The following is a 25,566-nucleotide window of genomic DNA, read 5'->3' as shown; positions in this document are numbered from 1 at the left end:
TGGAGCCGCCCACTTTGGTGCGGTAGCCGGAAAGCTCCCAGCAGAGGATGGTCCTCCTATTCCTGGCTGGCACCTCACATTTACGCTAGACGCTATTCACACCAGTCACACCAGTAACATATACTCGTCTTTGCGGACGAGTACTACTTAGGGGATTTTGGGGTCGGCGTGGGCCGAAATCAGCGTTGGCAATGAATCGGGGCGGCCGGAAATCAGCCCTCGCCGTTGAGGATGTCATCAGCGTTGTTGTAGGCCCAGGTGACCAGGGGAACCAGCAGGCCGGACAGTTCATAGCCGCGTTCGGTCAGGCTGTAGTCCACGCGGGGCGGGATGACCGGCTGGGCCTTCCGCAGCACCAAGCCGTCGCGCTCCAGGGTCTTGAGGGTCTGCGCCAGCATTTTCTCGCTGATTCCCTCGGCGCGGCGCCGGAGTTCGCTCCAGCGCTGCTCACCTTCCGAGAGCGCCAGCAGGATCAGCACGCCCCACTTGCTGGTGATGTGGTCCAGGACAGTGCGGCTGGGGCACCCGGCCGGGAACACGCCGTCGGCCAATCCTTCCGGCAGGTGTGCCCGGAGATCTGCCGGCAGGCTGGCGGGCCATACAGTTGCTTCCATACCCATAACTTACCAAAAGGTGAGTACCTTACCTCTAAGTGCGTACTGTCTTCCAGGAAGTAATCGGCGCGGCGGCTGGTTGTGGAGGGTGACCCCCTAAGAAATAGTGAAAGGAACCAACCATGAGCATCGTCATCACCGGAGCAACCGGACAGCTTGGCCGCCACGTCGTCGAGGCCCTCCTGGAGCGCAACGTTCCGGCAGCAGAGATCGTGGCCGCCGGCCGGTCCATTGAAAAGCTTGCCGACTTCGCAGCGCGCGGCGTTCAGGTCAGGGCAATGGACTACACGGACGCCGCGTCCGTGGCACAGGCGCTGGACGGCGCCAGCAAGGTTCTCCTGATTTCCGGCAGCGAGGTTGGCCAGCGCGTTGACCAGCACCGCACGGTGATTGAGGCAGCTGCAGCGGCGGGCGTCGAGCTGATCGCATACACCAGCATCGCCAACGCAGACACCACCGGCATGAAGCTGGCCGCCGAGCACCAGGCAACGGAGGCCATCCTCAAGGATGCAGGCGTGCCGTTCGCCATCCTCCGCAATGGCTGGTACCTCGAAAACTACACCGACCAGCTGCAGGGCACCTTGGCCCAGGGCGCGCTTGCCGGCAGCGCCGGGGAAGGCAAGATCAGTGCCGCGTCCCGGGCGGACTACGCCGAAGCCGCCGCCGCCGTGCTTGTTGCCGAAAACCAGGCCGGCAAGGTCTACGAGCTCGGCGGGGACCACGCCTTCACGCTCACCGAACTGGCCCAGGAAATCAGCACTGCGGCCAACATGCCCGTGGTTTACCAAGACCTTCCGGCCAGCGACTACGCCGGACTTCTTGCCGGATTCGGCGTGCCGGAGCTCTTCGCTGACATCCTGGCGGACTCGGACCTTGGCATTGCCCGTGGCGACCTCCTGGTCAGCGGCTCGGACCTCCGCACCCTGATCGGCCGGCCCACCACGCCGATGTCGGCTGCGGTCCGCTCGGCGCTCGCTTCGGCCTAAGCAGCACGCGGCCTGGCGGACGTCCCAACGCTCTCTCACATCCTGCACTGTTTGCGCCAACGCTCTCTCACCTCATATGAGAGAGCGGTGCGGCAAATCGCCCCAAAAGCGAGAGAGCGTTGGGGGGTGGTCCCTAGGACTTGCTGCCGGTCAGGGCCAACGTCCCGCCGAGGCCGATCATCAAGGCCCCCCTGTTGCCTCCACCGTTGAAACCCGGCTGGGCGAACGGGCAAACCATTGGCGGGCTGAACCTGCGGCGACGGCCCAGAGGCTATCTGAGACTATGGCGATCAGCAGGAACACCGCCCCCAGCAGCGCCAGCTGGAACGGAACGGCCCCGGAAGGGTAGTCAACAAACTGCGGCAGCACCGCTACGAAGAACACCACTGACTTGGGGTTGGTGATACCACCACCAGGCCTTCCGCCACCAGCCGTCGTGGCGAGGAGGCCACTGGCTGACGATCGGTGAAGGAGTTGTGCCGACGGTTCCGGATGGCCTTGATGCCCAGATAGACCAGGTAGGCAGCACCGGCCAGCTTCACCACGCTGAAGAGGACCACGGACTGCGCCACGATGATGCCCACGCCGAGCGCGACTGCAGCCACCTGCACCAGTTGCCCGGTCGCGTTGCCCCGCACCGTCAGGACGCCGCCCTTCCAGCCAAGGGCCAGGGAACGGCCTATTACGAACAGCATGCTGGGTCCGGGGACAGCGATCAGCACCACGGATGCCAGCGCAAACGCCAGCAGGTTTGAGAGCTGAACCATGCCTGATCTTAGCTCCGGCGGGCTGAGGCGACCACCGGGAGCGGTGAGGTTTCGTCCACAAGTTCGGCCCGGCGTCGTCCGTCCCCTCTGACCCAGAGTCGGTAGGCGAGGACCAGCAGCCCAAGCCACACCGCTCCCACGTACAGCGCTACGCGGGTGTCTTCGAAGGCGCCCAGGACGGCGATGACCAGCGCCATAAACGCGATGGTCAGGATGGAGGCCGCCGGCCACCATGGGGACGGGAATTCCGACGCCGGCAGTCCCTTGCGTGCGATCTCCCGCTTCATCGCGACATGGGAAGCCAGGATCATGACCCACACCCAGACAGTGGCAAACGTGGCGATCGAGGCGATCAGGATAAAGACGTCTTCGGGAATGACCGCGTTCAGAACCACGCCCACCAGAAGGATGCCGGCCATCATCACCACCGTCATCCACGGCACGCCATGGCGCGAGACCTTGCCGAAGACTGCCGGCGCGTGGCCCTGGTTGGACAGCCCGAACAGGATGCGGCCGGCGCCGAAGATGTCGCTGTTGATGGCGGACAGAGCGGCGGTGATGACCACGGCGTTGAGGATGTGCGGTGCGGCCGGGATGCCCAGCCCGCTGAAGATCTGGACGAACGGGCTTCCGTTGGTGCCGATCTCGTTCCAGGGGAAGAGGCTCATCAGGACGCCGAGGGTCAGGACGTAGAACAGCAGGACGCGGACCGGAACGGTGTTCACGGCCTTGGGGATGACCTTCTTGGGGTCCGCGGCCTCGCCGGCGGTGATGCCGAGCGTCTCGATCCCGCCGAACGCGAACATCACGACGGCGAACGACGCCAGTAGCCCTTCGAAGCCGTTGGGGAACAGCCCGCCGTGCTCCACGAGGTTGCCGAGTCCCGGAGCTACCGTGGACCCGCCGGCCTGGAAACCGAACGCGATGATGGCGGCGCCGCCGACGATCATGGCGATGATGGCCACCACCTTGATCAGCGAGAACCAGAACTCGAGCTCGCCGAAGACCTTCACGCTGAGCAGGTTCAAGGCGGCGAGGAAGCAGATGATGGCCAGGATCCAGATCCAGCGGTCCACCTGCGGAAACCAGAAGCCCATGTAAATGCTGAAGGCCGTGACATCGGCGATGGCCACAATCGCCATCTCAAAGACATAGGTCCAGCCGGTTACAAACCCTGCCAGGGGCCCGAGGTAGCGGCTGGCGTACTGGCCGAACGAGCCTGACACGGGGTGGCGGACGGCCATCTCGCCGAGGGCCCGCATGACCATAAACACCGCCGCGCCGCCGATGATGTAGGCGAGCAGTACCGCCGGGCCCGCCTTTTGGATGGCGGAGGCTGAGCCGTAGAACAGGCCGGTGCCGATCGCCGATCCCAGGGCCATAAAGCGGATATGGCGGACGTTCAATCCTCGGTTCAGGACGTGCGCGACGGCGGATCCCGGCCTGAGCTTTTCGGCCGGGCTTGCGTCTTGGGCGGCGCTTGGTGCTTGCTGCATACGAATACCTTCTCGTCATTGGGAGGGGGATCGCCAACCAGCAGATCACTTTGGCGCCTTACGTGATGAGACTCACTGGAGGTTCGTGTCTTCGATCTCAGACTTGGGGCTGGCATTTGAACTTCGCGTGGCACGTAGTCCAAAACTATTGACATCATGTCTGGTTTTCTTTACTTTTGAGATGTCAGCTTTGTTTTACATCTTTTTGGGAATGGCGGGAGCGGAAATGTCCTTCGAAGAGAAGAGCGCCTGGATCATGGGGGTGGTGGCCACGGGCTCTTATGGCGTGTATCTGGCCATCGTCCTGGGCATGGCCGGCACAATGCCCGTTGCCGAGGTTCCGTACGTGGCTCCGCTGCTGTGGACCATCGGGGCATCCATTGCTGCGTCCATCGCACTGAACATACTCCTGGGCATTATTTCGCCCAAGGAAGCCGGGAAGAAGGACCAGCGCGACAGGGAGATCTACCGTTTCGGCGAGTACATCGGGCAGTCGTTTGTGGTCATCGGGGGAGTCGCGGCGCTGCTCCTGGCGATGGCCGAGGTGGACCACTTCTGGATCGCAAACGTCATCTACCTGACGTTTGTGCTGTCCGCGATCCTGGGCTCCGTGGCCAAAATCGTTGCCTACCGCCGGGGGTTCCAGCCGTGGTGAAGCCAACGCGGGTGACCAATTCCATCCGCCGCCTGCGGTTCGAACGGGGCGAGATGACGCAGGCCGAACTCGCCGAACGTGTGGGTGTCACCCGCCAGACCGTCATCGCCATAGAGCAGGGCCGGTACTCACCGTCCCTGGAGATGGCGTTCCAGATCGCCCATGTGCTCAGCGTGCCGCTTGAGGACGTGTTCCAGTACCCGAATCACCAAGGAGACGCATCATGAAAGCTATCGTGCAGGACGTTTACGGGAATTCCGATGTGCTTCAGCTACGGGATACTCCGCAGCCGGTGCCCGGCGATGGGGAAGTGCTGATCAGGGTCCGCGCGGCCGGCGTCGACCAGGGTGTGTGGCACCTCATGACCGGGCGGCCGTACCTTCTCCGCCTCTTCGGCTTCGGGCTGAAGAAGCCCAAGTTTCCGGTCCGCGGCCGTGAGGTTGCTGGCGTCGTGGAGGCTGTGGGGGCTGGCGTCACGCGCTTCCAGCTGGGCGACGAAGTGTTCGGCACGTGTGAGGGGTCCTTCGCGGAATTTGTCTGCGCCAGGGAGGGCAGGGTGGCCACAAAGCCCGCGAACCTCACGTTTGAGGAGGCCGCTGTGGCCCCCATTTCGGCTGTTACCGCGTTGCAGGCTGTCCGCGATGCCGGACAGGTAACTACTGGCCAGAAAGTGCTGATCATCGGTGCTGGCGGGGGAGTAGGGTCCTTTGCGGTGCAGGTGGCAAAGGCATTCGGGGCGGCGGAGGTCACAGGCGTCTGCAGCACGGGAAAAGTGGAGCTGGTCAGGTCGCTCGGCGCTGATCACGTCATCGACTACACCCGAGATGATTTTTCCCGCGCCGGCCAGCATTACGATGTCATCCTGGATACCGCCGGCAACCGGCCGCTCTCAGTCCTGAGGCGCGTGCTGACCCCGCGGGGGACGCTGGTGATCGTCGGCGGCGAGGGCGGTGGGAAGCTGACCGGCGGGTTTGAGCGTTCGATGGGTGCGCCGCTGGTGTCGCTGTTCTCCGGCCAGAAATTCAAAGGGCTTGTTTCGACGGAGAACTATCGCGATCTCGAGGCGCTGACCACGCTTATTGAAGCCGGCAGTGTGAAGCCTGCCGTGGACAAGGTCTACGCGCTCGCTGAGGCGCCAGCCGCCGTTGAATACATGCACGAGGGCCGGGCCCGCGGCAAAGTAGTTGTCAGCATCTGAGCGATTGTCAGAGTCTGAATGGGTCACGTTATCCACATAGGCAAGAGGGCACGATGCTTTTGCCGGACTCCCGCGGAAAGCTGGAGGTATGGAAAGACGAGAAGCCTGGGAAGCCGAAAATCGAAAAGCCGTGGAGGCAATCCGCTCGACGGCCTACGCTCTCGCGAGGAGAATAGTCGCGGCCGCGCCTGACCAGCCGTCGCGCTATGGGCCATACATTGATTCAGTGGCCCGTCAGGGCGTGTTCTTGGCCATTCTCGCCGACATCGCTCGGGTGAAAGCTGAGCTCGCTGCTTTGAAGGCCAGGGTGGCCGCGGGATATCCACATGAGCCATCTTCTGCCCGGTTATTGTCAGTGCCTCGCAGGATGACGTGAGTATGGATAACACGGCAGCTGCAGGGGTTTTGGAGGCCATCGCGGCTTCTGCTTTGCAGATGGCCGGTGTGCTCCGTGGGGCAGCCGTAAATCCGGCTGAGGGCCTGGCAACAGGCTCATTGGCGGCTGGACCGTCGGCCGCTTGCCCGGCTGATGCCCCTTCCACAACCGGCCCCGCTACGGGCTCGGACCTGCTGCGTTGGCAGGCTGAGGCGTGCCTGACCGTTCTGTCCGGAACTGCCGGGATGGAAGCCATGATGGCTGCCGTGAAGGTCCATGCAGTGAACGGTTTCGATGAGGCGGCCCAGGCCATCGCCGCACCTATCACATCCCCGGCAGACCAGACCGCCCAGGACATGGGCATCCAGGCCGAGGTCGCCTGCGCCATGACGGTCAGTGAACGCACGGCCAGCGCGCTGCTCGGCGAATCGCACGCGCTAACCATGGCCTTGCCGTTGACGTTCTCGGCGTTGCAGGCCGGCACGATCTCGTGGCAGCACGCGAGGATTATGGTCGATGAAACCGTGAACCTGGACCCTGCCGGCAAGCACGCGTTGGAGCAGCATTTCTTGGATCCTGACGCGGTGAACCCGGCGCGGGGCTGCCCGGCCGGGGAAATGGTCCCAGGCCGGTTCCGGCATAAGGCACGGGCCTGGCGCGAACGCCACCACACGGACAGCATCGAAAAACGCCACACCCGCAGCGCCGCTGACCGGCGGGTGGAGTATTCCCCGGACCGGGACGGCATGGCCTGGCTCTCCGCCTACCTCCCCGCCGACCAAGCAGCCGGGATCTGGAACCGGACCACCACCGCAGCCCGGGCCCTGCAGGGCCCCGACGAATCCCGGACCCTCACCCAGCTGCGGGCGGACGTGGCCGCGGCCTGGCTTCTGGGCGGCGAAGCCGATCTGATCCCGTCACCGAAGGCCCAGGTCCTCGTGACCGTGCCGGTGTTCGCGCTGATGGGCCTGACCGATGAACCCGCCATGCTGGACGGGTACGGGCCCATACCGCCGTCCATGGCCAGCGCGCTCGCCGCCGACGGCGCCGAGTCCTTCCACCGGGTCCTGACAGATCCCCGCGACGGTGCACCGCTGGAGATCGGGCGGACCAGCTACCGGGTGACGAAAGCCCAACGCCAATGGCTACGGCTGCGCGACGGGAAATGCCCGTTCCCCGGCTGCAGCAACCAGTCCTTGGACAACGAAGCCGACCACCTCCTCGCCTGGGCCCATGGCGGCAGCACCGGCATCTCAAATCTCGGCCAGCCCTGCCCCAAACATCACAGACTCCGCCACACCACCAGTTGGAAACCCACCACCGCCACCAAGAACGAACCACCGGGCTGGATATCTCCCACCGGACGGCACTGCGCCAGCGAATACCCCGACTGGGAACCACCAACCTGGCCACACCAGATCGAAGAACAGCTGGGGCATCAAGAAATTGGCGAATGGCTAAGACGTCAAGATTTTGGCCCGGATCCTCAAAACCCGCCCGGCGACCTGTCCCTGCCCGAGGACCACCAGCCCGACCAACCCCGGACAGAAGACGCGTCCCCGGATGAGCGGCCGTCTCCGACCACATCGAACGTCAGCGTCTTGGAACATCTAGGACGGTGAGTCGCTCTGCGGTTCAGCGTCCCGTCGCAGGAGGTGTCCACACAAACGGAGTGGTGGTGGTGACTGCCCTGAATCCCAACCTTCGCAGGATCGGCTCACTGTCAACGGACGCGTCCACCTGCAGGTACTTCACTCCCCGGGCGGCCGCCACCTGGGCGCGTGCGGAAACCAGAGCCTTATAGATCCCGCGCCCGCGCCATGCAGGCAAAGTTGACCCGCCCCACAAACCGGCGAAGTCCGTGCCGGGATTGATCTCGAGCCAGGCCGCCGAAACCACTTCCCCCGAGGCCTCGGCCAGGAAGACCACCAGGTTTTCTGGGTCCGAGGCCAGCCGGTGCTGCAGATCAGCGGCCACCCAGCTGTAGTCGGCCGCCCACACCTCAGACTTCATCGCCGCAATGCGCTCCAGGTCCGGGCGTTCGCTGGCCAGCCTCACCCGAATACCTTCCGGGACCGCCGGGTCACCGGCCATCGCGGCCGTCTCACCCACCAAGACGGTCTCGCGGTCTTCCGGTACGAAGCCTGCTGCGCGGAGGCGGGCCTCAAGATCATCCGGGAGGTCATGCGCCCTTGTCTTCCACTCGACGGCCTCCCCGCGGCCGGCAAAGTAGTCACGCTGCTCGGCGATCAGCAGGTCGAGCATCCCGCCCTCCACACCGAGGTCACGAGCCGATTCGATGAAGCCCCGCCGCTGTCCGGTCACGCGTAGCAGGGGGCCCAGCAGCTGATACTCGTGGCCTGCCGGAACGGCTGGGGGAACCAGCCGGCGGAGCTGGGAATCGTACGCGGCAAGAATATCGGTGGTTGAGGCCATACGCTTCAGCCTACGACCAGCGCCGCCGGACCCGGGCGGGCCCGGCGGGCGGCCAGGCCCAGTAGGCGGGAAGGGGGCGCACGCCTGGCTATGTCTGGCATCCCGGACACCGGCCGTGTTTTGATGGCCATGAGGGGACCAGTCGTGGGCGCAAGGTTAAGTACGGGATCCCGGACATGGCTGGAAGCCCCGCGAGAAATGACGGAGGGCACAGTGGAGTCGAGTGCAGTGGTGTCGAGCACGGAAGCCAGGCCTGAGGCCGGCAATGAACCAAGGGCGACGTCCAAAGTCCCCGCTGCCGAGAACACCCTCCGTATCCTCAAACTGCTGGCCTCGAAGCGGGGGCCCATGGCGGCGTCGAGCATTGCCACCTCCTTGGGATTGCCGCGCTCCAGCGTTTACCACCTGCTCGGGGTGATGGAGGCGAACGGTTTTGTCCTCCACCTGCACGAGGAGCAGCGCTACGGGCTGGGGATCAGTGCCTTCGAGCTGAGCTCGGCGTATTCGCGGCAGGAACCGCTGTCCCGCCTGGGCCGGCCGCTGCTGGCGTCGCTGGTGGACGTCATCGGTGAGAGCGCGCACCTGGCCGTGCTTCATGGCCGCGACGTGCTGTACATCGTGGAGGAACGGGCCAAGAACCGCCCGTCCCTGGTGACCGACGTCGGGGTCCGGCTCCCCAGCCACCTCACCGCCAGCGGACGCGCCATTCTCGCGGCATTGCCGAAGTCGCAGGTCCGTGCGCTTTACCCGAATGCCGAGGCGTTTACCGCCCGGCATGAGGTGGAGGGCGCCATCATGAAGTACTCCGCGCTGTCCTCGCACCTGGACCAGGTGAGGCAGCGCGGCTACGCCACCGAACACGGCGAGGTGACGCCCGGCTTCGGCTCGATCGCCGCCGCTGTCACGGACCACGTGGGATGGCCGACGGCGGCAGTCGCCGTTACGTTCCTCGAGGACAAATTGCCGGCGGACCAATGGCCGGCGCTCGCCGCCCGGGTCCAGAAGGTGGCGGACGAGCTGTCGGTGCGCATCCACGGCCGCCCTGCCAAGTAGGCCTGCCCGCCGTCGGCTGGCGCTGCCCGCCGACGGCCCGACAGGAACTGCAGCGGTCTGGAATCCCGGACACCACCCCTCCGAAAGCCCTGTCCCGCCCGGTTTAGAACGGCTTTAGTTGATACAGAACCTCTTCCCCAAGCACCAACACGAGAAGGAGCCCCTCATGGCACCCGCCGATTTCACTACCGGTGCCCGCCCGGTCAAAGCTGCCCGCGGCACCGAGCTCACCGCCAAGAGCTGGCAGACCGAAGCCCCGCTGCGGATGCTGATGAACAACCTGGACCCCGAGGTCGCCGAACGCCCGGATGACCTGGTGGTCTACGGCGGGACCGGCCGTGCCGTCCGGTCCTGGGCGGCGTTTGATGCGATCACCCGCACCCTCGAAACCATGGAGAACGACGAGACGCTGCTGGTCCAGTCCGGCAAACCGGTCGGCGTCTTCCGCACCAACGAATGGGCGCCGCGGGTGCTGCTGGCCAACTCCAACCTCGTGGGCGACTGGGCCAACTGGCCCGAGTTCCGCCGGCTCGAGGCCGAGGGCCTGATGATGTACGGCCAGATGACCGCCGGGTCCTGGATCTACATCGGCACCCAGGGCATCCTGCAGGGCACCTTCGAGACCTTCGCCGCGATCGCCCGCAAACTCACCGGCGACGAGGACGGCACCCTCGCCGGGACCCTGACTCTCACCGGCGGCTGCGGCGGCATGGGCGGCGCCCAGCCGCTCGCCGTCACCCTGAACGAGGGCGCCTGCCTGATCGTCGACGTCGACGAAAGTCACCTGCGCCGCCGCGCCGGCAAACGCTACCTCGACGAGGTCGAAACCGACCTCGACACCGCGATCGCCAAGGTCCTGGCGGCCAAGGAAGAGCGCCGCGGCTGGTCCGTGGGCTACGTGGGCAACGCCGCGGAGGTGTTCCCCGAGATCCTGCGCCGCCACAACGCCGGCGAGCTCACGGTCGATATCGTCACGGACCAGACCTCCGCCCACGACCCGCTGTCCTACCTGCCCGAAGGCATCACGGTCGAGGAATGGCATACAGAGGCCGCCGCCGACCCGGAAGGGTTCACCAAAAAAGCCCAGGCCTCCATGGCCCGGCATGTCCAGGCCATGGTCGAGTTCCAGGACGCCGGCGCCGAGGTCTTCGACTACGGCAACTCCATCCGCGACGAGGCCCGCACGGGCGGCTACGCCCGCGCCTTCGAGTTCCCCGGCTTCGTCCCGGCCTACATCCGCCCGCTGTTCTGCGAGGGTCTCGGCCCGTTCCGCTGGGTGGCTCTCTCCGGTGACCCGGAGGACATCGCGGTCACCGACGCCGCCATTAAAAACCTCTTCCCGGAGAACAAGCACCTGCACCGCTGGATCGACGCCGCCCAGGAACGCGTGGAGTTCGAAGGCCTGCCGGCCCGGATCTGCTGGCTCGGCTACGGCGACCGCGCCAAGGCCGGCCTGCTGTTCAACCAACTCGTCAAGGAAGGCAAGGTCACAGCGCCCATCGTGATCGGCCGCGACCACCTCGACTCCGGCTCCGTCGCCTCCCCCTACCGCGAGACCGAAGCCATGGCCGACGGCTCCGACGCGATCGCGGACTGGCCGCTGCTCAACGCCCTGCTCAACACCGCCTCCGGCGCCACCTGGGTCTCCATCCACCACGGCGGCGGCGTCGGCATCGGCCGCTCCATCCACGCCGGCCAGGTCTCCGTCGCCGACGGCACCGACCTCGCCGCCCAGAAACTCGAACGCCTCCTCACCAACGACCCCGGCATGGGCGTCATCCGCCACGCCGACGCCGGCTACGACCGCGCCACCGAAGTAGCCAAAGAACGCGGCGTCCGCATCCCGATGCAAGAAGGAATCACAAAGTGACCATCCCCACGAACTCCCTAACCTCGCAGGCTCGGCCAGGGAACCCTGTCCGCGTGGCCCCAACCCACTCACCGCTCACCGTCACCCTCGGCTCCAGCGGCGTCACGCCCGAGGACGTTGTCGCCGTCGCCCGTCACAACGCCCAGGTGACCATCGCCCAGGAAGCGCTGGACACGGTGGCGAAGGTCCGCGCGCACATCGACGAACTCGCGCACAGCGAGACCCCCGCCTACGGCATTTCCACCGGCTTCGGCGCGCTGGCCAACCGGCATATCCCCAGCGAGCTGCGCACCCAGCTGCAGAAATCGCTGATCCGCAGCCACGCCGCCGGCATGGGCCCGGCCGTGGAACGCGAGGTGGTCCGCGGCATCATGTTCCTGCGGGCCAAGACACTGGCATCCGGCCGCACCGGCGTCCGGCCCGTCGTCCTTCAGACTATGGTGGACGTGCTCAACGCCGGCATCACGCCCGTGGTCCGCGAATTCGGCTCGCTCGGCTGCTCCGGCGACCTCGCCCCGCTGTCCCACTGCGCCCTAGTGCTGATGGGAGAGGGTGAAGCGGAAGGGCCCGACGGCGTGACTTACGGCGGGCGGGGTGAGGCGCCTGTCGCCGAGCTGCTCGCCGGGCACGGCATCGAACCGGTCACCCTCGCCGAGAAGGAAGGCCTGGCGCTGGTCAACGGCACCGAGGGGATGCTGGGCATGCTCCTGATGGCCATCGCGGACCTTCGCCAACTGCTGACGACGGCGGACATCACCGCCGCGCTCAGTGTCGAGGCGCTGCTGGGTACGGACCAGGTCTTTGTACCGGAGCTGCATGCGGCGCTGCGTCCGCACCCCGGCCAGGCCGCCAGCGCGGACAACATGCTGCGTGTGCTTTCCAACTCCCCGATCGTGGCCTCGCACCGGGTGGGGGACTCCAAAGTCCAGGACGCCTACTCGCTGCGCTGCGCACCCCAGGTGGCCGGGGCCACGCGGGACACAGTGGACTACGCCGCCCTCGTGGCATCCCGCGAGCTCGCCGCGGCCATCGACAACCCGGTGGTCCTGCCGGACGGGCGCGTCAGCTCCAACGGCAACTTCCACGGCGCACCCGTGGCCTACGTCCTGGACTTCCTGGCCATTGCCGTTGCGGACCTCAGCTCCATCGCCGAGCGCCGGACGGACCGGATGCTGGATCCGGCGCGTTCGCACGGGCTGCCGGCGTTCCTGGCCGCGGATCCGGGTGTCGACTCGGGCCTGATGATCGCGCAATACACGCAGGCCGGGCTGGTCTCGGAGAACAAGCGACTGGCCGTCCCGGCGTCGGTGGATTCCATTCCCAGCTCCGCCATGCAGGAGGACCACGTGTCCATGGGCTGGCACGCGGCCCGGAAGCTGCGCAAGGCCGTGGAGAACCTTCGCCGCGTCCTGGCCATCGAACTCGTGACGAGCGCCCGCGCCATCGACATGCGGACGCAGCTGTCCGACGGCGAGCTCATCCCCGGCCCGGCAGGCGCGGCCGTGATCGGGGTGCTGCGGTCCGTCGTCGAAGGCCCCGGAACCGACCGGTTCCTGTCACCTGAACTGGAGGCGGCTGACCGTTTGGTTTCCTCCGGCAAGGTCCGAGAGGCCGCCGAATCCGCCGTCGGAATTCTTGCCTGAGTGGGAATATTCTTCGGCGCTTCCGCCATATTCGTCCAATGTCGAAATATGGTGCAACACGAACAATTCGACGGCGGGAAGTGTAGTAGAACTGAAGGTGTAGTAAAAGTCACATCAAAGAGGCTGTGGCGCAGGACGTATACAAAGGGGTAGTAGTTCAAATGAAAGCACGTGGGGCTGTCCTGTCGAGGCGCAATGTCCATTCGGCCACCATCTCGGAGTGGGGAACGCTCAAAGCTGGGGACCAGGTGGAAATTATCAAACACGCGCACGTCATTGCGGCGGGCGAAGTGGAAGAAGTATCGCAGAGCGGGAACGTGCTGTGGCTCGTGCCGGCCACTCCGTCAGAAAGGGAACTTTTCCTTAAATCCGACGGTGTAGAAGTCCGCAGGAGCTAGGAACGCAAGACCAAAACGCAAAAAGAGTCCCTGCCCTCCGTTACCGGAGGGCAGGGACTCTTGCGTGGATCGCGGGCTGGATTGAAGCCCGGATCTAGGGCCGAATCAGCTCAGGCCGCAATGCTTTCGTACGTTTCACCAAAGGGGACTGACTCGTCCAGGGCCACGGTGAAGCGTCCCGGGCGCAGGCGCGTAACAAGGATGCCGCAGGCGGCGTCTTTTGCCGGCTCGATCAGCGTGGCAACTGCGTTTTCCAGTCCTTCGTGCATCTCGTGCGCTGTGGAAAACTGCAGGTCGATGGACAGGGAAGCCGCGGCTTCGACGGCCGCCACGGCGGTCAGGGGGCGTTCCAAAATAGCTGTAGTCATATGCCGAACTTTCTGTGTCTCGTGCCAAAGGGCTCGATCCACTGTACCGGATACAGGACCTAGGATGTCAGATGACTGCTGTCTCGTGCGCCCAGACGCCAAAAATCCGAAGCTTGTTCGCCGGACCACGCCGTCAAGGCGGGGTCCGGCGAACAAACTTCGGATAGAAGGTGGTGCCCGGATCAGCCCGCCATGCCCGCTTTGACGGCCAGTACTGGACAATCAGCCTCGAGCAGGATCCGCTGCGATGTGCTGCCCATAATCAGTTTGCCCACCGGGGTGCGGCGGCGCAGCCCGATCACGATGAGCTCGGCGTTGTGCTCCTCCGCGGCATCGAGTACTTCCGCTGCCGCGTCATGCCCACGGACCGGCTGCTTGATCACGTGGTCAATGCCCTGGGTGGCCAGGCGGTCCTCGATGCTCTGGATCTCAGGTTCCTGGGCGTACCTGTTGTCCACCAGTGCATCACCCTTGGAGGAGTTGATGACCAGCAGGGTGGTGTTGCTCTTCCTGGCCTCGGCGATGGCCTGGGTCAGGGCCGCTTCGCCCTCCGGGGTAGGGACGTATCCCACCACAATCGTCATGGCTGTACCTCTTTTTCTGTCAGTTGATCTTCTGCTGCGGGGCGGATGCTGCTGCTGGGCGGATGCGGGGCTGATGCCCAGGACTGGGTAGCCGTCCGGTTAGCCGTCGCCGTCCCCGTCGCCGCCAGTGGTGGCGCGGTGGCTGCCATGGCTGGCGCTGCCACTGGCATCCGTCGGTTCGGATGCGCCGGAGCGGGTGGCGGGCACCCCTGCCGGCACTGCTGCCGGCCGGTTCCTGCGGATCAGCTTGAACAGCTTGAACAGCAGCGGCCACAGGAGGATGAGGGTGATGATGATGTAGATGCCGACGGCAATCGGCTCACTCCAAAGGCCGGCGGGGTCGCCGGCGCTGAGCTGCAGCGTCTGGCGGAGCTGCTTTTCGATGCGCGGTCCGAGGATGACTCCGAGGATGAGCGGCAGGACGGGAAGTCCGAACCGCCGCATCATGAAGCCCAGCGCGCCGAGCGCCAACAGGAGCACCAGGTCGAACGCCTGCAGGTTCACCGAGTAGGCGCCCAGCGTGGCGAAGAACAGGATGCCGGCATATAGGTAGGGCCGCGGGATCTGCAGGAGCTTGGCCCACAACGGTGCCAGGGGCAGGTTGATGATCAGGAGCAGGAAGTTGCCAATGAAGAGGCTCGCGATAAGCGCCCACACCAGCGGTCCCTGGCTTTCGAACAGCTGCGGTCCCGGCTGGATGCCGTACTGCGTGAAGGCTGCCAGCATTACCGCAGCCGTGGCGTTGGTGGGCAGGCCCAGGGCCAGCATGGGGGTCAGTGTGCCGGCAGCGGCAGCGTTGTTGGCTGCTTCCGGACCGGCCACGCCCTCGATGGCGCCCTTGCCGAACTCCTCGGGGTGCTTGCTGAGCTTCTTTTCGGTGACGTAGGAGAGGAAGGTGGGGATCTCGGCTCCGCCGGCAGGAAGTGCGCCGAACGGGAAGCCGAACGCGGTGCCGCGGAGCCAGGGTTTCCAGGACCGTTTCCAGTCCTGTTTGCCCATCCACGGACGTCCCACGGGGATGACCTGCAGGGGTGTGCGGCGCAGGTGCGCGGCAACCCACAGCGCCTCGCCCACGGCGAAGATAGCCACTGCAACCACCACGATGTCCAGGCCGTCAGCCAGGAGCGGCACACCGAACGTGAGCCGGGCCTGGCCCGTGACCACGTCCAGGCCTACCAGGCCGATGGCGAGGCCCAGGCCAAGCGACGCGAAGCCCCGGAGCCGTGAGGAACCGAGGACCGCGGTGACCGCCAGCAGGGCGAGAACCATGATGGCGAAGTAACTGGGGGCACCCAGGCTGATGGCGAACTTCACCACGATCGGCGCGCAGACGGCGAGGAGGGTGGTGCCGATGGTGCCGGCTACGAACGAGCCGATGGCCGCCGTCGCCAGTGCCTGCGCGGCCCTGCCGGCTTTCGCCATCTTGTTGCCTTCGATGGCCGTGACCACCGACGACGATTCACCCGGCGTATTCAGCAGGATGGAGGTGGTGGAGCCGCCGTACATGCCGCCGTAGTAGATGCCGGCGAACATGATGAAGGCGCTGGTGGGTTCCAGGGCGTACGTGACCGGAAGCAGGAGCGCCACGGTCATGGCCGGGCCGAGGCCCGGGAGGACGCCGACGGCGGTACCCAGGACGACGCCGATCACGGCGTAGAGGAAATTCATGGGAGTGAGGGCGGTGGCAAAGCCGTCCATCAGGGAGGCAAAGACATCCATCAGAGAATCCCTTCCAGGAGGCCGGCGGGCAGTGCGATGCCAAGGCCAAGGTAGAAACCGTAAAACGTCAGGAGGGACATAGCCACAGAAATGAGGCCGTCACGGATGTAGTTCCGCCCGCCCAGTGCCCAGACGCTGCCCCAGAACAGGATGGTGCCGGAGATGACCCACCCTGCCCAGTCGATCAGCAGGATATTCGCGATGAAGGCGCCAGCCAGCGGCAGGACCGTCTTCCAGTCGGCGGGGTGGGAGAGGTCCACGTCCTCGCCGCCTTCCGCTTCACCCTTGCCGCCGCGGAGGACGTTGATGGCCAGCATCACGGCGCAGACCAGCAGCAGGCCGCCCACGATGAAGGGCAAGGTCTTCGGTCCTACGGGATCAGCACGGGAATAGGTGGTGCCGATGCGGGTGGCATCCCAGATGACCAGGGCCCCGGCCGCCCCGAGCAAGAGGGCTACCCCCAGCTCGGAGCGGCCTTTGAGCCGTGAGGCCAAAGTTGGTGAGGAGCTCACGCCAGGCCAAGCTTCGTGAGGACGTCCGCCACCCGCTTGTCCTGCTCGGTCAGGAAGGTTTCGAACGCGGCGCCGGTGATGAAGGCGTCGCTCCAGCTGTTGGTCTTCAGGGCTTCCTTCCAGGCGGCCGTTCCGTGCATCTTTTCGAGTGCCGCGATCAGCTTGGCCTTGTCAGCGTCGGTGATGCCCGGAGGGGCCACAATGCCGCGCCAGTTGGTAAAGACCAGGTCGATGTTCGATTCCTTCAGGGTGGGCGCGTCCACGCCGTCGAGCCGCTTCTCGCCGCTCGTGGCCAGGACGCGGACCTCGCCGGATTCAATCTGCTTGAGGTATTCACCTGCACCGGAGGCCGCGAAGCCCACCTTGTTGCCCAGGATGGCCGGGAGGAGGTCCCCGCCGCCGTCGTAGGATACAAAGTTCACCTTGGTGGCGTCGATGCCCAGGGCTCCGGCGAGCTGCATCGGCAGCAGGTGGTCCGGGCCGCCGGGGGAGGAACCGCCGCCGACGCTGATGGAGCCGGGGTCAGCCTTCCAGGCGGTGACCAGGTCATCGATGGTTTTGTAGGGCGAATCCTTGTTGACCATGATGGCACCGGGCTCTTCGATGAGCCGGGCCAGGGGAGTGGTGGCCGTCAGCTTGGACTCGGACTTGTTGGTGTAGCTCGCGCCCACCACCCCCAAGCCCATGAGCATGGTGAGGTCACCGTTGCCCTTTTCGTTGACGATGCGGGCCAGGCCCACGGTTCCGCCGGCGCCGGCGAGGTTGAAGACTTCGGTGTTGGTGGCGACCTTCTCGTCATCGAGAACCTTCGCCGCCACACGGGCGGTGGTGTCGTAGCCGCCGCCCGGAGTGTTGGGGACCATGATCTGGAGCCCGGTCAGCGGGCCGGCGGGGGCGCCGGAGCTGGCTCCGTCGGTGGAGCTTTTCCCGGTGGCACCGCAGCCGGTGGCCATCAGGGCGATGCCGGCGGCGACGGCGGCAATTCGCAATGCGCGGATCTGGCGCATGGTGTTCCTCTTCTCTAAATCGGATCAGCAAGAAACTGACTGGTGATCCGATGCTAGGCCCGCAAGTGATCGGCATCACTCTTGTGTACGCAGAGAAAGTTAAGTTCATTGCGTTCACGTTTCCGGCGGTACACCATGGCCCTGCAGCAGGCATAGTTCAGGTAGCCTGACCAGCAGAGACCCGACAATCAAAGACCACGCAACAAGAGGAAAGAACCACAGTGACTCGACGAAGAGGCATGTCCCTTGCGGGGCAGTACCTGGTCCTGCAGTTGCTTATCGTTTTCGCCGTCCTGGTGGCCGTGGTGGCCATCTCCCTGGCCCAGTCCGCGGCGGCGTTCGAGCGCGTTGAGGGCCGCCGGGCGCTCTCCGCGGCCGAAGCACTGGGTGCCAATCCAACCGTCCGGGCCCTTCTACCGGCGGCCGAGCCCCGCGGTGGCTCAGCCCTTCCCACCGTGGCCGAATCGGTGCGGACGGTCTCCGGATCCTCACACGTCGCGCTGGCGAAGCTCGACCGCACAGTGGTTGCCTCCTCCAATCCCAGCCTGTTGGGCCAGCCGCTGGAACTTGGCGCCAGCCGCGTGCTGGAAGGCCGCGCGTGGACCGGCGTGGTGGACGGATCCGGCACGGAGGAACTGTCCGCGCACGTGCCGGTCCTGGACGACGGCGGAAAAATAATCGGCATTGCGTCCATCAGCCGGAACTACCCCTCCACTTTGGAGCGGCTGGGGGATGCCGTGCCCAACCTTCTCACCTATCTAGGCGTGGCCAGTGTGCTGGGTGTTGCCGGCTCGTTGCTGCTCTCCCGCCGGGTGAAGCGGCAGACCCTGGGCATGGAACCGAGCGAAATCACCGGCCTGGTGGAAAACCGCGAGGCCATGCTGCATGGCCTGAAGGAAGGCGTCGTGGCGCTGGACCCGCACGAGCGGATCACCGTGGCCAACGACAGCGCCCGCGCGCTGCTGGGCCTCCCCGCCGAATGCGTGGGCAAGCGGCTCGCCAGCCTGTCCGTGGAGCCCGCGCTCAAGGAAGTCCTCACCCGCGAGCAGCCGGAGCCGGACCAGCTGGTGCTCGTTGGCGACCGGCTGGTGGTGCTGAACCGGGTTCTCATCCGTTCGCGCGGCCGCGACATCGGCTCCGTCACCACGCTGCGTGACCGCACGGAGCTGTCCGCCCTTGAGCGGGAACTCGGAGCCACCCGGACCGCCACCGACACCCTCCGCGCCCAGGCCCACGAATTCGCCAACCAGTTGCACGTGATATCCGGCCTCATCCAGATCGGGGAATACGATTCCGTGGTCCAGTTCGTCAACGGTGCCACGCTGGACCGGACCCGGCTCAACGACGAGGTCACCAGCCGCATCGAGGACCCGGCGCTCGCCGCACTACTGATCGCCAAGTCGAGCCTCGCCACCGAACGCGGGGTCACCTTGCAGCTAGACCCGGAATCCGGGCTGAAGCGCGTTGATGATGAGCTGTCCCGCGACCTGACCACCGTCGTAGGGAACCTCGTGGACAACGCGTTCGACGCCGTCACCGGGCTTCCGGAGGCAGTGGTCAGGGTGCTCGTGGAAGACACAGCCGACGGCGTGACGGTCACCGTGAGCGATTCCGGCCCCGGCGTCACCGGGGATCCGGGGGAAATCTTCCAGCAGGGTTTCACCACCAAGGACCCCGGCCCCGGCGGCAGCAGGGGCTTCGGCCTGGCGCTCTCCCGGGTGGTCTGCCGGCGCAGCGGCGGCGACCTCACGGTAACCAACAACAACGGGGCGGTCTTTACCGCCCGGCTGGAACGAACCCGGCCGGAACCAACACGGCCGGAACCAACTACGCCGGAACGAACACGGAGACTGCAGCAATGATCAAAGTCCTGATCGTCGATGACGACTTTATGGTGGCCAAGGTCCACGCAGGGTTCATTCAGCGCACCCCCGGGTTCGCCGTCGTCGGGGTGGCCCATACCGGCGCCCAGGCGGTCATCGAAACGGGGCGGCTGCAACCGGACCTGGTGCTGCTCGATATCCACCTGCCGGACATCAACGGACTGGACCTTATGCACAAACTGCGCGAGGTGGCGCCGGAGCTGGATGTCCTGGTGATCAGCGCGGCCCGTGAGGTGGACACGGTGCGCAAGGCCCTCCGCGGCGGGATTGTGCACTACCTCATCAAGCCCTTCTCGCAGACTGACCTGCAGGAACGGCTGGAGCACTACCGCAGCGCCTACCAGGGCCTCGACTCGGCCAAGGATGTGGCGGAGCAGTCGGACGTGAACCGGGTTTTCGGGCTGGACCGGACCGATCGGCCGCTGCCTAAGGGCTGCAGCATCGAAACGCTGAAGCTGGTGGAAGCCGCCCTGAAGGAGGCCGACGGCGACCTGTCCGCCAACGAAGTGGCCGTCCAGTTGGGCACGTCCCGGGTCAGTGCGCGCCGGTACCTGGAGTACCTCCACGACGAAGGTGTGCTGGAGGTCCGGCTCAAGTACGGCGTGGGCAGGCCCGAGCGGCGGTATGTGCTGAAGGGCTAGGGCATGCCCAGCGCAGCCTCGATCGGACCGACGGCGAAGAACAGCAGGAACGCGCCGGCCACCGCCCACATCAGCGGGTGGACGTCCTTGATGCGGCCCTGGAACGTCCGGATCAGGACATAGGCGATGAAGCCTGCGCCGAGACCGTTGGCGATGGAGTACGTGAACGGCATCAGGGTCAAGGTCAGGAACGCCGGGATGGCGATTCCCCAGTCCTGCCAGTCGATCTTGCCCACTTGGGAGACCATCATGAAGCCCACCACCACCAGGGCAGGGGCCACCGCCTCGAACGGAACGAGGTTGATCAGCGGGGTGAAGAACATGGCCACCAGGAACAGCAGGCCGGTGACGATGGACGCCACGCCGGTCCGCGCACCCTCGCCGATCCCGGCGCCGGCCTCAACGTAGATCTGGTTCGAGGAGACGGAGGCGCCGCCACCCACGATCGCGCCGAGCGCGTCCACCTGGAGCACGCGGTCCACGTCCGGGATGTTGCCGTCCTTGTCCACCGTGCCGGCCTCGTTGGCCAGGCCCACCATGGTGCCCATGGCGTCGAAGAAGATGCTGAGCAGGATCACGAATGCCAGCAGTGTGGCGGCCACGAAGCCCAGGTGTTCAAAAGCGCCGAATGGGTTGGCCTTGCCGATCAGCGACAGGTCCGGGGCGCTCCACCCCGTAAAGGACGGCGCCACGAGGGACCACCCCTGCGGGTTGGCGGTAGTGCCGTCAAAGCTGGGACCGATGTGGAGGGTCATTTCCAGGATCACGGAAACGATGGTGGAGGCGATGATGCCGATCAGGATGGCGCCCTTGACCTTGCGGACCACCAGGGCGATGGTGAGGATCAGACCGAAAACAAAGACGGCCGTGGGCCAGCCCAGCAGCTTGCCGTCGAAGCCCAGGCCCACGGGAACGGTGGTGCCGGCAGCGTCGGGGATCCGGCGAACAAAGCCGGCATTCACCAGCCCGATCAGGGCGATGAACAGGCCGATTCCCACCACGATGGCGGTCTTGAGCCCGTCCGGGACGGCCTTGAAGACGGCGGTCCGGAAGCCGGTGAGGACCAGGATCATCATGGTCACGCCGGACAGGACCACCAGGCCCATCATGTCCGGCCACGTCAGGCCCGGGTTCGTGGCGACCGTGACGGCCACAAACGCGTTCACGCCCAGCCCCGCGGCCAGCGCGAAGGGGTGCCTGCCCCAGGCGCCCATCAGGATGGTGAGGATGCCTGCCACAAAAGCCGTCACAGCGGCCACTGCGGCAAAACCAAGTGTGTTGCCGCTGGAATCCGGGCCGGAGAGTATCAGGGGGTTAAGGACCACGATGTAGCTCATGGCGAAGAACGTGGCAAAGCCGCCGCGGATCTCGCGGGAGAGGTTGGACCCCCGCTCGGATATCTTGAAGTACCGGTCCAAGGCAGAGCCCTGCTTAAGCATTAGTCCTCCGGGATGTGTTGTTGGGGTTACTTGATCCTAGAGGGCGGGGACCGCGCCTAGTATGCGCGCCTAGAATGTCTGTCAGGAACCTCACAATGCCGAGCAATGTTGGAGACACCATGACTACTGACACTTCGACAGTCCGGCAGCTCCCCGCAGCCCACGTTGCCGACAGCCACGATCTGATCAGTGTGCAGGGCGCCCGGGAGAACAATCTCAAGGACATAAGCATCGAGATCCCCAAACGGCGCCTGACGGTGTTCACCGGGGTGTCCGGATCGGGCAAGAGCTCACTGGTGTTCGCGACGATCGCCGCGGAGTCCCAGCGCATGATCAACGAGACCTACAGCGCCTTTGTGCAGGGGTTCATGCCTAACTTGGCGCGGCCCGACGTGGACCACCTCGACGGGCTGACCACCGCGATCATCGTTGACCAGGAGCGGATGGGCGCGAACCCTCGCTCCACGGTGGGCACTGCCACGGACGCCAACGCCATGCTCCGGATCCTCTTCAGCCGGCTGGGCACGCCGTACGTCGGGCCGCCCACGGCATTCTCCTTCAACGTCCCGACGCGGAAGGCCAGCGGTGTGATGAGCACCGAGAAGGCCGGCGGCCGGGTGGAGAAGGCCGTGGTGCAGAACGTTGTCTACCTGGGCGGCATGTGTCCGCGCTGCGAGGGCATGGGCTCGGTCTCCGACTTCGACCTCACGGCTTTGTACGACGACAGCAAGTCGCTCGGCGACGGTGCACTGACCGTCCCCGGCTACAGCATGGACGGCTGGTACGGCCGGCTGTTCGAGGGCATGGGCCTCCCGATGGACAAGCCGATTGCCACATTTACGAAGAAGCAGCTTGAGACGATGCTGTACTCCGAGCCCACCAAGATCAAGGTCGAGGGCATCAACCTCACGTTCGAGGGCATCATCCCCAAGATCCAGAAGTCCATGCTGTCCAAGGACGTCGAGGCGATGCAGCCACACGTGCGGCGCTTTGTGGAAAGCGCCATCACTTTCCAGGCCTGCCCCGAGTGCGAGGGCACGCGGCTCAGCCCCGAGGCCAGGTCGTCGAGGATCCAGGGCAAGAACATCGCCGATCTCTGCGAGATGCAGATCAGTGACCTGGCCGAGTGGGTCCGCGAGTTCGACGAGCCGTCGGTTGCGCCGCTCCTCAAGGGCCTGCGGCACCTGCTGGATTCCTTCGCCGAAATCGGGCTGGGCTACCTCTCCCTTGACCGCCCGGCAGGCACCCTTTCCGGCGGCGAGGCGCAGCGTACCAAGATGATCCGGCACCTGGGCTCGTCCCTCACCGACGTCACCTATGTCTTCGACGAACCCACCATCGGCCTGCATCCGCACGACATCGAGCGGATGAACCAGCTGCTGCTGCAGCTGCGCGACAAGGGCAACACCGTGCTGGTGGTTGAACATAAGCCCGAGACCATCGCCATGGCCGACCACGTGGTCGATCTCGGTCCGGGCGCCGGCACCGCGGGCGGCAGCGTCTGCTTCGAGGGCAGCGTGGAGGGGCTGCGGCGGAGCGACACCATCACCGGCCGCCACCTCGATGACCGTGCGAAGGTCCGGGGATCCGTGCGAACCTCGACCGGCGTCCTCGAGGTGCGTGGCGCATCCACCCACAACCTCCAGGATGTCGACGTCGACGTTCCCCTCGGCGTGCTCTGCGTGGTGACCGGTGTGGCGGGTTCGGGCAAGAGCTCGTTAATCCACGGTTCGGTGGCAGGACGTGACGGCGTGGTGGTAGTCGACCAGGGCGCCATCAAGGGCTCGCGCCGCAGCAACCCCGCCACGTACACAGGCCTGCTCGAGCCGATCCGCAAGGCTTTCGCGAAGGCCAACAACGTGAAGCCGGCGCTGTTCAGCTCCAACTCCGAAGGTGCCTGCCCCACATGCAACGGTGCGGGCGTCATCTTCACCGAGCTGGGCGTGATGGCCACGGTCGAGTCCACGTGCGAGGACTGCGAGGGCCGCCGGTTCCAGGTGTCAGTCCTGGAGTACACCCTGGGCGGCCGCAACATCTCCGAGGTGCTGGCCATGTCCATGACAGAGGCTGAGGTCTTCTTCAGCGAAGGGGAGGCCCGCACGCCCGCGGCCCACAAGATCCTGGACCGGCTCGTCGACGTCGGGCTCGGCTACCTGACCCTCGGCCAGCCGCTCACCACGCTGTCCGGCGGCGAGCGGCAGCGCGTCAAGCTGGCCACGCAGATGGCGGAGAAGGGCGACGTCTACGTCCTGGACGAACCGACCACTGGCCTCCACCTCGCCGACGTCGAAAACCTCCTCGGCCTCCTTGACCGGCTTGTCGAGTCCGGCAAATCGGTCATCGTGATCGAGCACCACCAGGCGGTCATGGCGCACGCCGACTGGATCATCGACCTCGGCCCGGGAGCAGGGCACGACGGCGGCAAGGTCGTTTTCGAGGGGACTCCCGCCGAGCTCGTGGCCGCCAAGTCCACGCTCACCGGCAAGCACCTCGCGGCGTACGTCGCCGGCTGAACGCCGGCGGCTGAATGCCAGTGCCCGGGCTGTGTGCGCGGCCGCTGCCCGGGCAGCTCGCCTACGGAAGTTCGCCTACGCTGGAAGGACGCCAACCCAAGGGAGCAGTACACCTATGCGATCCATCCGCCGCCAGTTGCTGAGTGTTGTGCTCGGGACCTTCGTTTTCGTAGCCGCGGTCCTGGGATTCGCGGCTCCGGCCTCGGCACACGATGCCGCCGAGTCCAGCAGCCCCGCGCAGGGCGCCACGGTGGCCACGGCCCCGGAGCAGGTGTCCGTCACGTTCAACAAGAACCCGTTGGGCATCGGCGCACAGTTCTCCGTCAAGGATTCCGCCGGGGCTGAGTGGGCGGACGGCGCTGTTCAGATCGTGGACAGCACTGCCACCCAAAAGCTCAAGGCCGGCGCTCCGGCGGGGGCGTACACGGTGGCCTGGCGGGTGGTCAGCTCGGATTCCCACCCGATCGAGGGGACGTTCGGCTTCACGGCGACCGCCGCGGCGGCGGGAGCCGCGCCCCCGGGAACATCGTCGGCGGGAGCATCGCCGTCGGCCGCCATTCCCACGATGGGAACCGCGCAGCCGGGAACCGTGGCGTCTCCGGCCCCGGCAGAAAGCGCGTCCGAACCGTTCCCCTGGAGCCTGGTGATCTTTGCCGCAGTGGCCGTCGGGCTGCTGGTGGCCATCGGTATCCTCGCGAAGCGCCGCCTCACTGCGGGCAGCGACATCGACGAAACCGAACAGGCTTAGACGGCGGCGGCGCTTTCCGGGTGGACCGTGGCCTGGACCGTGGCTGAAATGGCTTGGCCCACGGTCTTCGCCTGACGCAGGACTTCCTTGGGTGAGGGCGTGATGAGCTCGCCCACTCCCACGAGGTAGATGCCGATCTGCCGCATGGCTGTCACTAGGTTGCGGCCAACCGTGATGCCGAAGTCGCTGAGCATGCGCCGCAACTGGCTGTGCGCGCACCGGGTCAGCACAATGTTGTCAGCCAGCAGGATTCCGTTGGGCGTATGGACTTCCCACTTGCCGGACGGGGAGCCCGCGGCTGTTCCCGCAGTATTTCCGCCTGGTGCGCCGCCCACCATGGTCAGCTGAACCGCCCGGGTGGTGTTGCGGACATCCATGTGGTGGCTGGCGGCGTAGTTGCGCAGGTGGCGGAGGATCTCGTTGCGCTCCCGGAGAGAGTCGGAGTCTGCTGCGTCGCAGCGCTGCAGTGAAGCGGTGTTGGCCGGTTGTCCGGCGCCGAGGATGTCGAGCCCGTCCACCACAATGGCGTCCACGCCGCGGCGGCGCAGTTCTGCGCCAACAGCCAGGCCTGAGAGCCCCGTGCCGATGATCACCGTGGTGGTCCGTTCGGTCCCGCCATTCACAGGCATGCTTGACACTACAGTTTTCCTCCTTCAAAGG

At 65.8% G+C, this 25,566-nt stretch carries 23 protein-coding genes and 1 pseudogene; 13 read left to right on the top strand and 11 right to left on the bottom strand.

From position 1 onward, the window contains the following. Positions 1–212: 212 nt before the first annotated feature. Positions 213–614, bottom strand: a complete 402-nt coding sequence (locus NG696_RS12995; protein WP_252568240.1) for a winged helix-turn-helix transcriptional regulator — start codon at positions 612–614, stop codon at positions 213–215. Positions 615–736: 122 nt separating this feature from the next. Between NG696_RS12995 and NG696_RS12990 the strand changes: the two genes are divergently transcribed. Continuing rightward, on the top strand, positions 737–1,600 hold the full coding sequence (locus NG696_RS12990) for an SDR family oxidoreductase (RefSeq protein WP_252575692.1): 864 nt from the start codon (positions 737–739) through the stop codon (positions 1,598–1,600). Positions 1,601–1,733: 133 nt separating this feature from the next. Here NG696_RS12990 and NG696_RS12985 read toward each other — a convergent pair. Both NG696_RS12985 and NG696_RS12980 read right to left on the bottom strand, forming a co-directional pair. Then, positions 1,734–2,367: pseudogene (locus tag NG696_RS12985) on the bottom strand (LysE family translocator). Between the two features lie 8 nt (positions 2,368–2,375). After that, complete coding sequence (locus NG696_RS12980; protein ID WP_252575689.1) at positions 2,376–3,863, bottom strand: amino acid permease; 1,488 nt, start codon at positions 3,861–3,863, stop codon at positions 2,376–2,378. A 181-nt stretch (positions 3,864–4,044) separates the two neighbouring features. Here NG696_RS12980 and NG696_RS12975 point away from each other — a divergent pair, with 181 nt between their 5' ends. From NG696_RS12975 to NG696_RS12960, 4 genes are all read left to right on the top strand, one after another. After that, positions 4,045–4,518, top strand: a complete 474-nt coding sequence (locus NG696_RS12975) for a hypothetical protein (RefSeq protein ID WP_252568249.1) — start codon at positions 4,045–4,047, stop codon at positions 4,516–4,518. Then, positions 4,512–4,745 (top strand): helix-turn-helix transcriptional regulator, encoded by a 234-nt coding sequence (locus NG696_RS12970; RefSeq protein WP_058930270.1) that lies wholly within the window; start codon positions 4,512–4,514, stop codon positions 4,743–4,745. The genes NG696_RS12975 and NG696_RS12970 overlap by 7 nt, the downstream gene beginning before the upstream one ends. Continuing rightward, positions 4,742–5,716 (top strand): NAD(P)-dependent alcohol dehydrogenase, encoded by a 975-nt coding sequence (locus NG696_RS12965; RefSeq protein ID WP_252575688.1) that lies wholly within the window; start codon positions 4,742–4,744, stop codon positions 5,714–5,716. The genes NG696_RS12970 and NG696_RS12965 overlap by 4 nt, the downstream gene beginning before the upstream one ends. Positions 5,717–6,094: 378 nt before the next feature. Beyond that, on the top strand, positions 6,095–7,714 hold the full coding sequence (locus NG696_RS12960) for an HNH endonuclease signature motif containing protein (RefSeq protein ID WP_252568257.1): 1,620 nt from the start codon (positions 6,095–6,097) through the stop codon (positions 7,712–7,714). A gap of 13 nt (positions 7,715–7,727) precedes the next feature. Here the strand turns inward: NG696_RS12960 and NG696_RS12955 are convergent, their stop codons facing one another. Further along, the gene (locus tag NG696_RS12955; RefSeq protein ID WP_252575685.1) at positions 7,728–8,528 is read right to left on the bottom strand and encodes a GNAT family N-acetyltransferase; all 801 of its coding nucleotides are present in this window, start codon (positions 8,526–8,528) and stop codon (positions 7,728–7,730) included. Between the two features lie 198 nt (positions 8,529–8,726). Between NG696_RS12955 and NG696_RS12950 the strand changes: the two genes are divergently transcribed. From NG696_RS12950 to NG696_RS12935, 4 genes are all read left to right on the top strand, one after another. Continuing rightward, positions 8,727–9,581: an IclR family transcriptional regulator gene (locus tag NG696_RS12950; protein ID WP_252568262.1), complete on the top strand. Its 855-nt coding sequence runs from the start codon at positions 8,727–8,729 to the stop codon at positions 9,579–9,581. Positions 9,582–9,747: 166 nt separating this feature from the next. After that, positions 9,748–11,451, top strand: coding sequence for a urocanate hydratase (hutU, locus tag NG696_RS12945; RefSeq protein WP_252575684.1), 1,704 nt, complete (start codon positions 9,748–9,750; stop codon positions 11,449–11,451). A 53-nt stretch (positions 11,452–11,504) separates the two neighbouring features. After that, positions 11,505–13,094, top strand: a complete 1,590-nt coding sequence (gene hutH, locus NG696_RS12940; protein ID WP_252575683.1) for a histidine ammonia-lyase — start codon at positions 11,505–11,507, stop codon at positions 13,092–13,094. Between the two features lie 161 nt (positions 13,095–13,255). Continuing rightward, on the top strand, positions 13,256–13,492 hold the full coding sequence (locus tag NG696_RS12935) for a hypothetical protein (RefSeq protein WP_252568270.1): 237 nt from the start codon (positions 13,256–13,258) through the stop codon (positions 13,490–13,492). Between the two features lie 110 nt (positions 13,493–13,602). Here NG696_RS12935 and NG696_RS12930 read toward each other — a convergent pair whose 3' ends face one another. The 5 genes from NG696_RS12930 to NG696_RS12910 all read right to left on the bottom strand — a co-directional run bounded on the left by NG696_RS12930 (position 13,603) and on the right by NG696_RS12910 (position 17,682). Continuing rightward, positions 13,603–13,860, bottom strand: a complete 258-nt coding sequence (locus tag NG696_RS12930) for a hypothetical protein (protein WP_252568273.1) — start codon at positions 13,858–13,860, stop codon at positions 13,603–13,605. A 182-nt stretch (positions 13,861–14,042) separates the two neighbouring features. After that, the gene (locus tag NG696_RS12925; protein ID WP_252568275.1) at positions 14,043–14,444 is read right to left on the bottom strand and encodes a universal stress protein; all 402 of its coding nucleotides are present in this window, start codon (positions 14,442–14,444) and stop codon (positions 14,043–14,045) included. Between the two features lie 99 nt (positions 14,445–14,543). Next, entirely contained in the window at positions 14,544–16,163 is a 1,620-nt protein-coding gene (locus NG696_RS12920; RefSeq protein WP_252568277.1) for a tripartite tricarboxylate transporter permease, read from the bottom strand. Continuing rightward, entirely contained in the window at positions 16,163–16,675 is a 513-nt protein-coding gene (locus tag NG696_RS12915; RefSeq protein ID WP_252568280.1) for a tripartite tricarboxylate transporter TctB family protein, read from the bottom strand. The genes NG696_RS12920 and NG696_RS12915 overlap by 1 nt, the downstream gene beginning before the upstream one ends. Beyond that, on the bottom strand, positions 16,672–17,682 hold the full coding sequence (locus tag NG696_RS12910) for a Bug family tripartite tricarboxylate transporter substrate binding protein (protein ID WP_252568282.1): 1,011 nt from the start codon (positions 17,680–17,682) through the stop codon (positions 16,672–16,674). The genes NG696_RS12915 and NG696_RS12910 overlap by 4 nt, the downstream gene beginning before the upstream one ends. Before the next feature lie 239 nt (positions 17,683–17,921). On the opposite strand from NG696_RS12910, the gene NG696_RS12905 reads away from it, so the two are divergent. Both NG696_RS12905 and NG696_RS12900 read left to right on the top strand, forming a co-directional pair. Next, the gene (locus tag NG696_RS12905) at positions 17,922–19,544 is read left to right on the top strand and encodes a sensor histidine kinase (protein ID WP_252575740.1); all 1,623 of its coding nucleotides are present in this window, start codon (positions 17,922–17,924) and stop codon (positions 19,542–19,544) included. Next, positions 19,541–20,206 (top strand): response regulator, encoded by a 666-nt coding sequence (locus NG696_RS12900; protein WP_252568287.1) that lies wholly within the window; start codon positions 19,541–19,543, stop codon positions 20,204–20,206. The genes NG696_RS12905 and NG696_RS12900 overlap by 4 nt, the downstream gene beginning before the upstream one ends. Here the strand turns inward: NG696_RS12900 and NG696_RS12895 are convergent. Next, the gene (locus NG696_RS12895) at positions 20,203–21,645 is read right to left on the bottom strand and encodes an NCS2 family permease (protein ID WP_252575681.1); all 1,443 of its coding nucleotides are present in this window, start codon (positions 21,643–21,645) and stop codon (positions 20,203–20,205) included. The genes NG696_RS12900 and NG696_RS12895 overlap by 4 nt on opposite strands. A 119-nt stretch (positions 21,646–21,764) precedes the next feature. Between NG696_RS12895 and NG696_RS12890 the strand changes: the two genes are divergently transcribed. Beyond that, the gene (locus NG696_RS12890) at positions 21,765–24,158 is read left to right on the top strand and encodes an ATP-binding cassette domain-containing protein (RefSeq protein ID WP_252575679.1); all 2,394 of its coding nucleotides are present in this window, start codon (positions 21,765–21,767) and stop codon (positions 24,156–24,158) included. A gap of 115 nt (positions 24,159–24,273) precedes the next feature. Next, positions 24,274–24,906 carry a copper resistance CopC family protein gene (locus tag NG696_RS12885; protein ID WP_252568294.1) on the top strand — a complete coding sequence of 211 codons (633 nt, stop codon included), beginning with the start codon at positions 24,274–24,276 and terminating at the stop codon, positions 24,904–24,906. On the opposite strand, the gene NG696_RS12880 is transcribed toward NG696_RS12885, so the two are convergent. Next, positions 24,903–25,535: an NAD(P)/FAD-dependent oxidoreductase gene (locus NG696_RS12880; RefSeq protein WP_252575738.1), complete on the bottom strand. Its 633-nt coding sequence runs from the start codon at positions 25,533–25,535 to the stop codon at positions 24,903–24,905. The genes NG696_RS12885 and NG696_RS12880 overlap by 4 nt on opposite strands. Positions 25,536–25,566 lie beyond the last annotated feature (31 nt).

This window comes from Pseudarthrobacter cellobiosi (assembly GCF_023913755.1).
GTDB lineage: Bacteria > Actinomycetota > Actinomycetes > Actinomycetales > Micrococcaceae > Arthrobacter > Arthrobacter cellobiosi.
This window is presented reverse-complemented; position numbering and strand designations above follow the sequence as displayed.

What these genes read in the sequence shown, in the direction of transcription:
- NG696_RS12885 (WP_252568294.1), top strand. Translation starts at nt 24,274, where the DNA reads ATGCGATCCATCCGCCGCCAGTTGCTGAGTGTTGTGCTCGGGACCTTC.
- NG696_RS12900 (WP_252568287.1), top strand. Translation starts at nt 19,541, where the DNA reads ATGATCAAAGTCCTGATCGTCGATGACGACTTTATGGTGGCCAAGGTC.
- NG696_RS12995 (WP_252568240.1), bottom strand. Translation starts at nt 614, where the DNA reads ATGGAAGCAACTGTATGGCCCGCCAGCCTGCCGGCAGATCTCCGGGCA.
- NG696_RS12920 (WP_252568277.1), bottom strand. Translation starts at nt 16,163, where the DNA reads ATGGATGTCTTTGCCTCCCTGATGGACGGCTTTGCCACCGCCCTCACT.
- NG696_RS12925 (WP_252568275.1), bottom strand. Translation starts at nt 14,444, where the DNA reads ATGACGATTGTGGTGGGATACGTCCCTACCCCGGAGGGCGAAGCGGCC.
- NG696_RS12935 (WP_252568270.1), top strand. Translation starts at nt 13,256, where the DNA reads ATGAAAGCACGTGGGGCTGTCCTGTCGAGGCGCAATGTCCATTCGGCC.
- NG696_RS12895 (WP_252575681.1), bottom strand. Translation starts at nt 21,645, where the DNA reads ATGCTTAAGCAGGGCTCTGCCTTGGACCGGTACTTCAAGATATCCGAG.
- NG696_RS12905 (WP_252575740.1), top strand. Translation starts at nt 17,922, where the DNA reads ATGTCCCTTGCGGGGCAGTACCTGGTCCTGCAGTTGCTTATCGTTTTC.
- NG696_RS12950 (WP_252568262.1), top strand. Translation starts at nt 8,727, where the DNA reads ATGACGGAGGGCACAGTGGAGTCGAGTGCAGTGGTGTCGAGCACGGAA.
- NG696_RS12990 (WP_252575692.1), top strand. Translation starts at nt 737, where the DNA reads ATGAGCATCGTCATCACCGGAGCAACCGGACAGCTTGGCCGCCACGTC.
- NG696_RS12955 (WP_252575685.1), bottom strand. Translation starts at nt 8,528, where the DNA reads ATGGCCTCAACCACCGATATTCTTGCCGCGTACGATTCCCAGCTCCGC.
- NG696_RS12975 (WP_252568249.1), top strand. Translation starts at nt 4,045, where the DNA reads ATGTCAGCTTTGTTTTACATCTTTTTGGGAATGGCGGGAGCGGAAATG.
- NG696_RS12980 (WP_252575689.1), bottom strand. Translation starts at nt 3,863, where the DNA reads ATGCAGCAAGCACCAAGCGCCGCCCAAGACGCAAGCCCGGCCGAAAAG.
- NG696_RS12960 (WP_252568257.1), top strand. Translation starts at nt 6,095, where the DNA reads ATGGATAACACGGCAGCTGCAGGGGTTTTGGAGGCCATCGCGGCTTCT.
- hutU (WP_252575684.1), top strand. Translation starts at nt 9,748, where the DNA reads ATGGCACCCGCCGATTTCACTACCGGTGCCCGCCCGGTCAAAGCTGCC.
- NG696_RS12890 (WP_252575679.1), top strand. Translation starts at nt 21,765, where the DNA reads ATGACTACTGACACTTCGACAGTCCGGCAGCTCCCCGCAGCCCACGTT.
- NG696_RS12930 (WP_252568273.1), bottom strand. Translation starts at nt 13,860, where the DNA reads ATGACTACAGCTATTTTGGAACGCCCCCTGACCGCCGTGGCGGCCGTC.
- NG696_RS12910 (WP_252568282.1), bottom strand. Translation starts at nt 17,682, where the DNA reads ATGCGCCAGATCCGCGCATTGCGAATTGCCGCCGTCGCCGCCGGCATC.
- NG696_RS12880 (WP_252575738.1), bottom strand. Translation starts at nt 25,535, where the DNA reads ATGCCTGTGAATGGCGGGACCGAACGGACCACCACGGTGATCATCGGC.
- NG696_RS12965 (WP_252575688.1), top strand. Translation starts at nt 4,742, where the DNA reads ATGAAAGCTATCGTGCAGGACGTTTACGGGAATTCCGATGTGCTTCAG.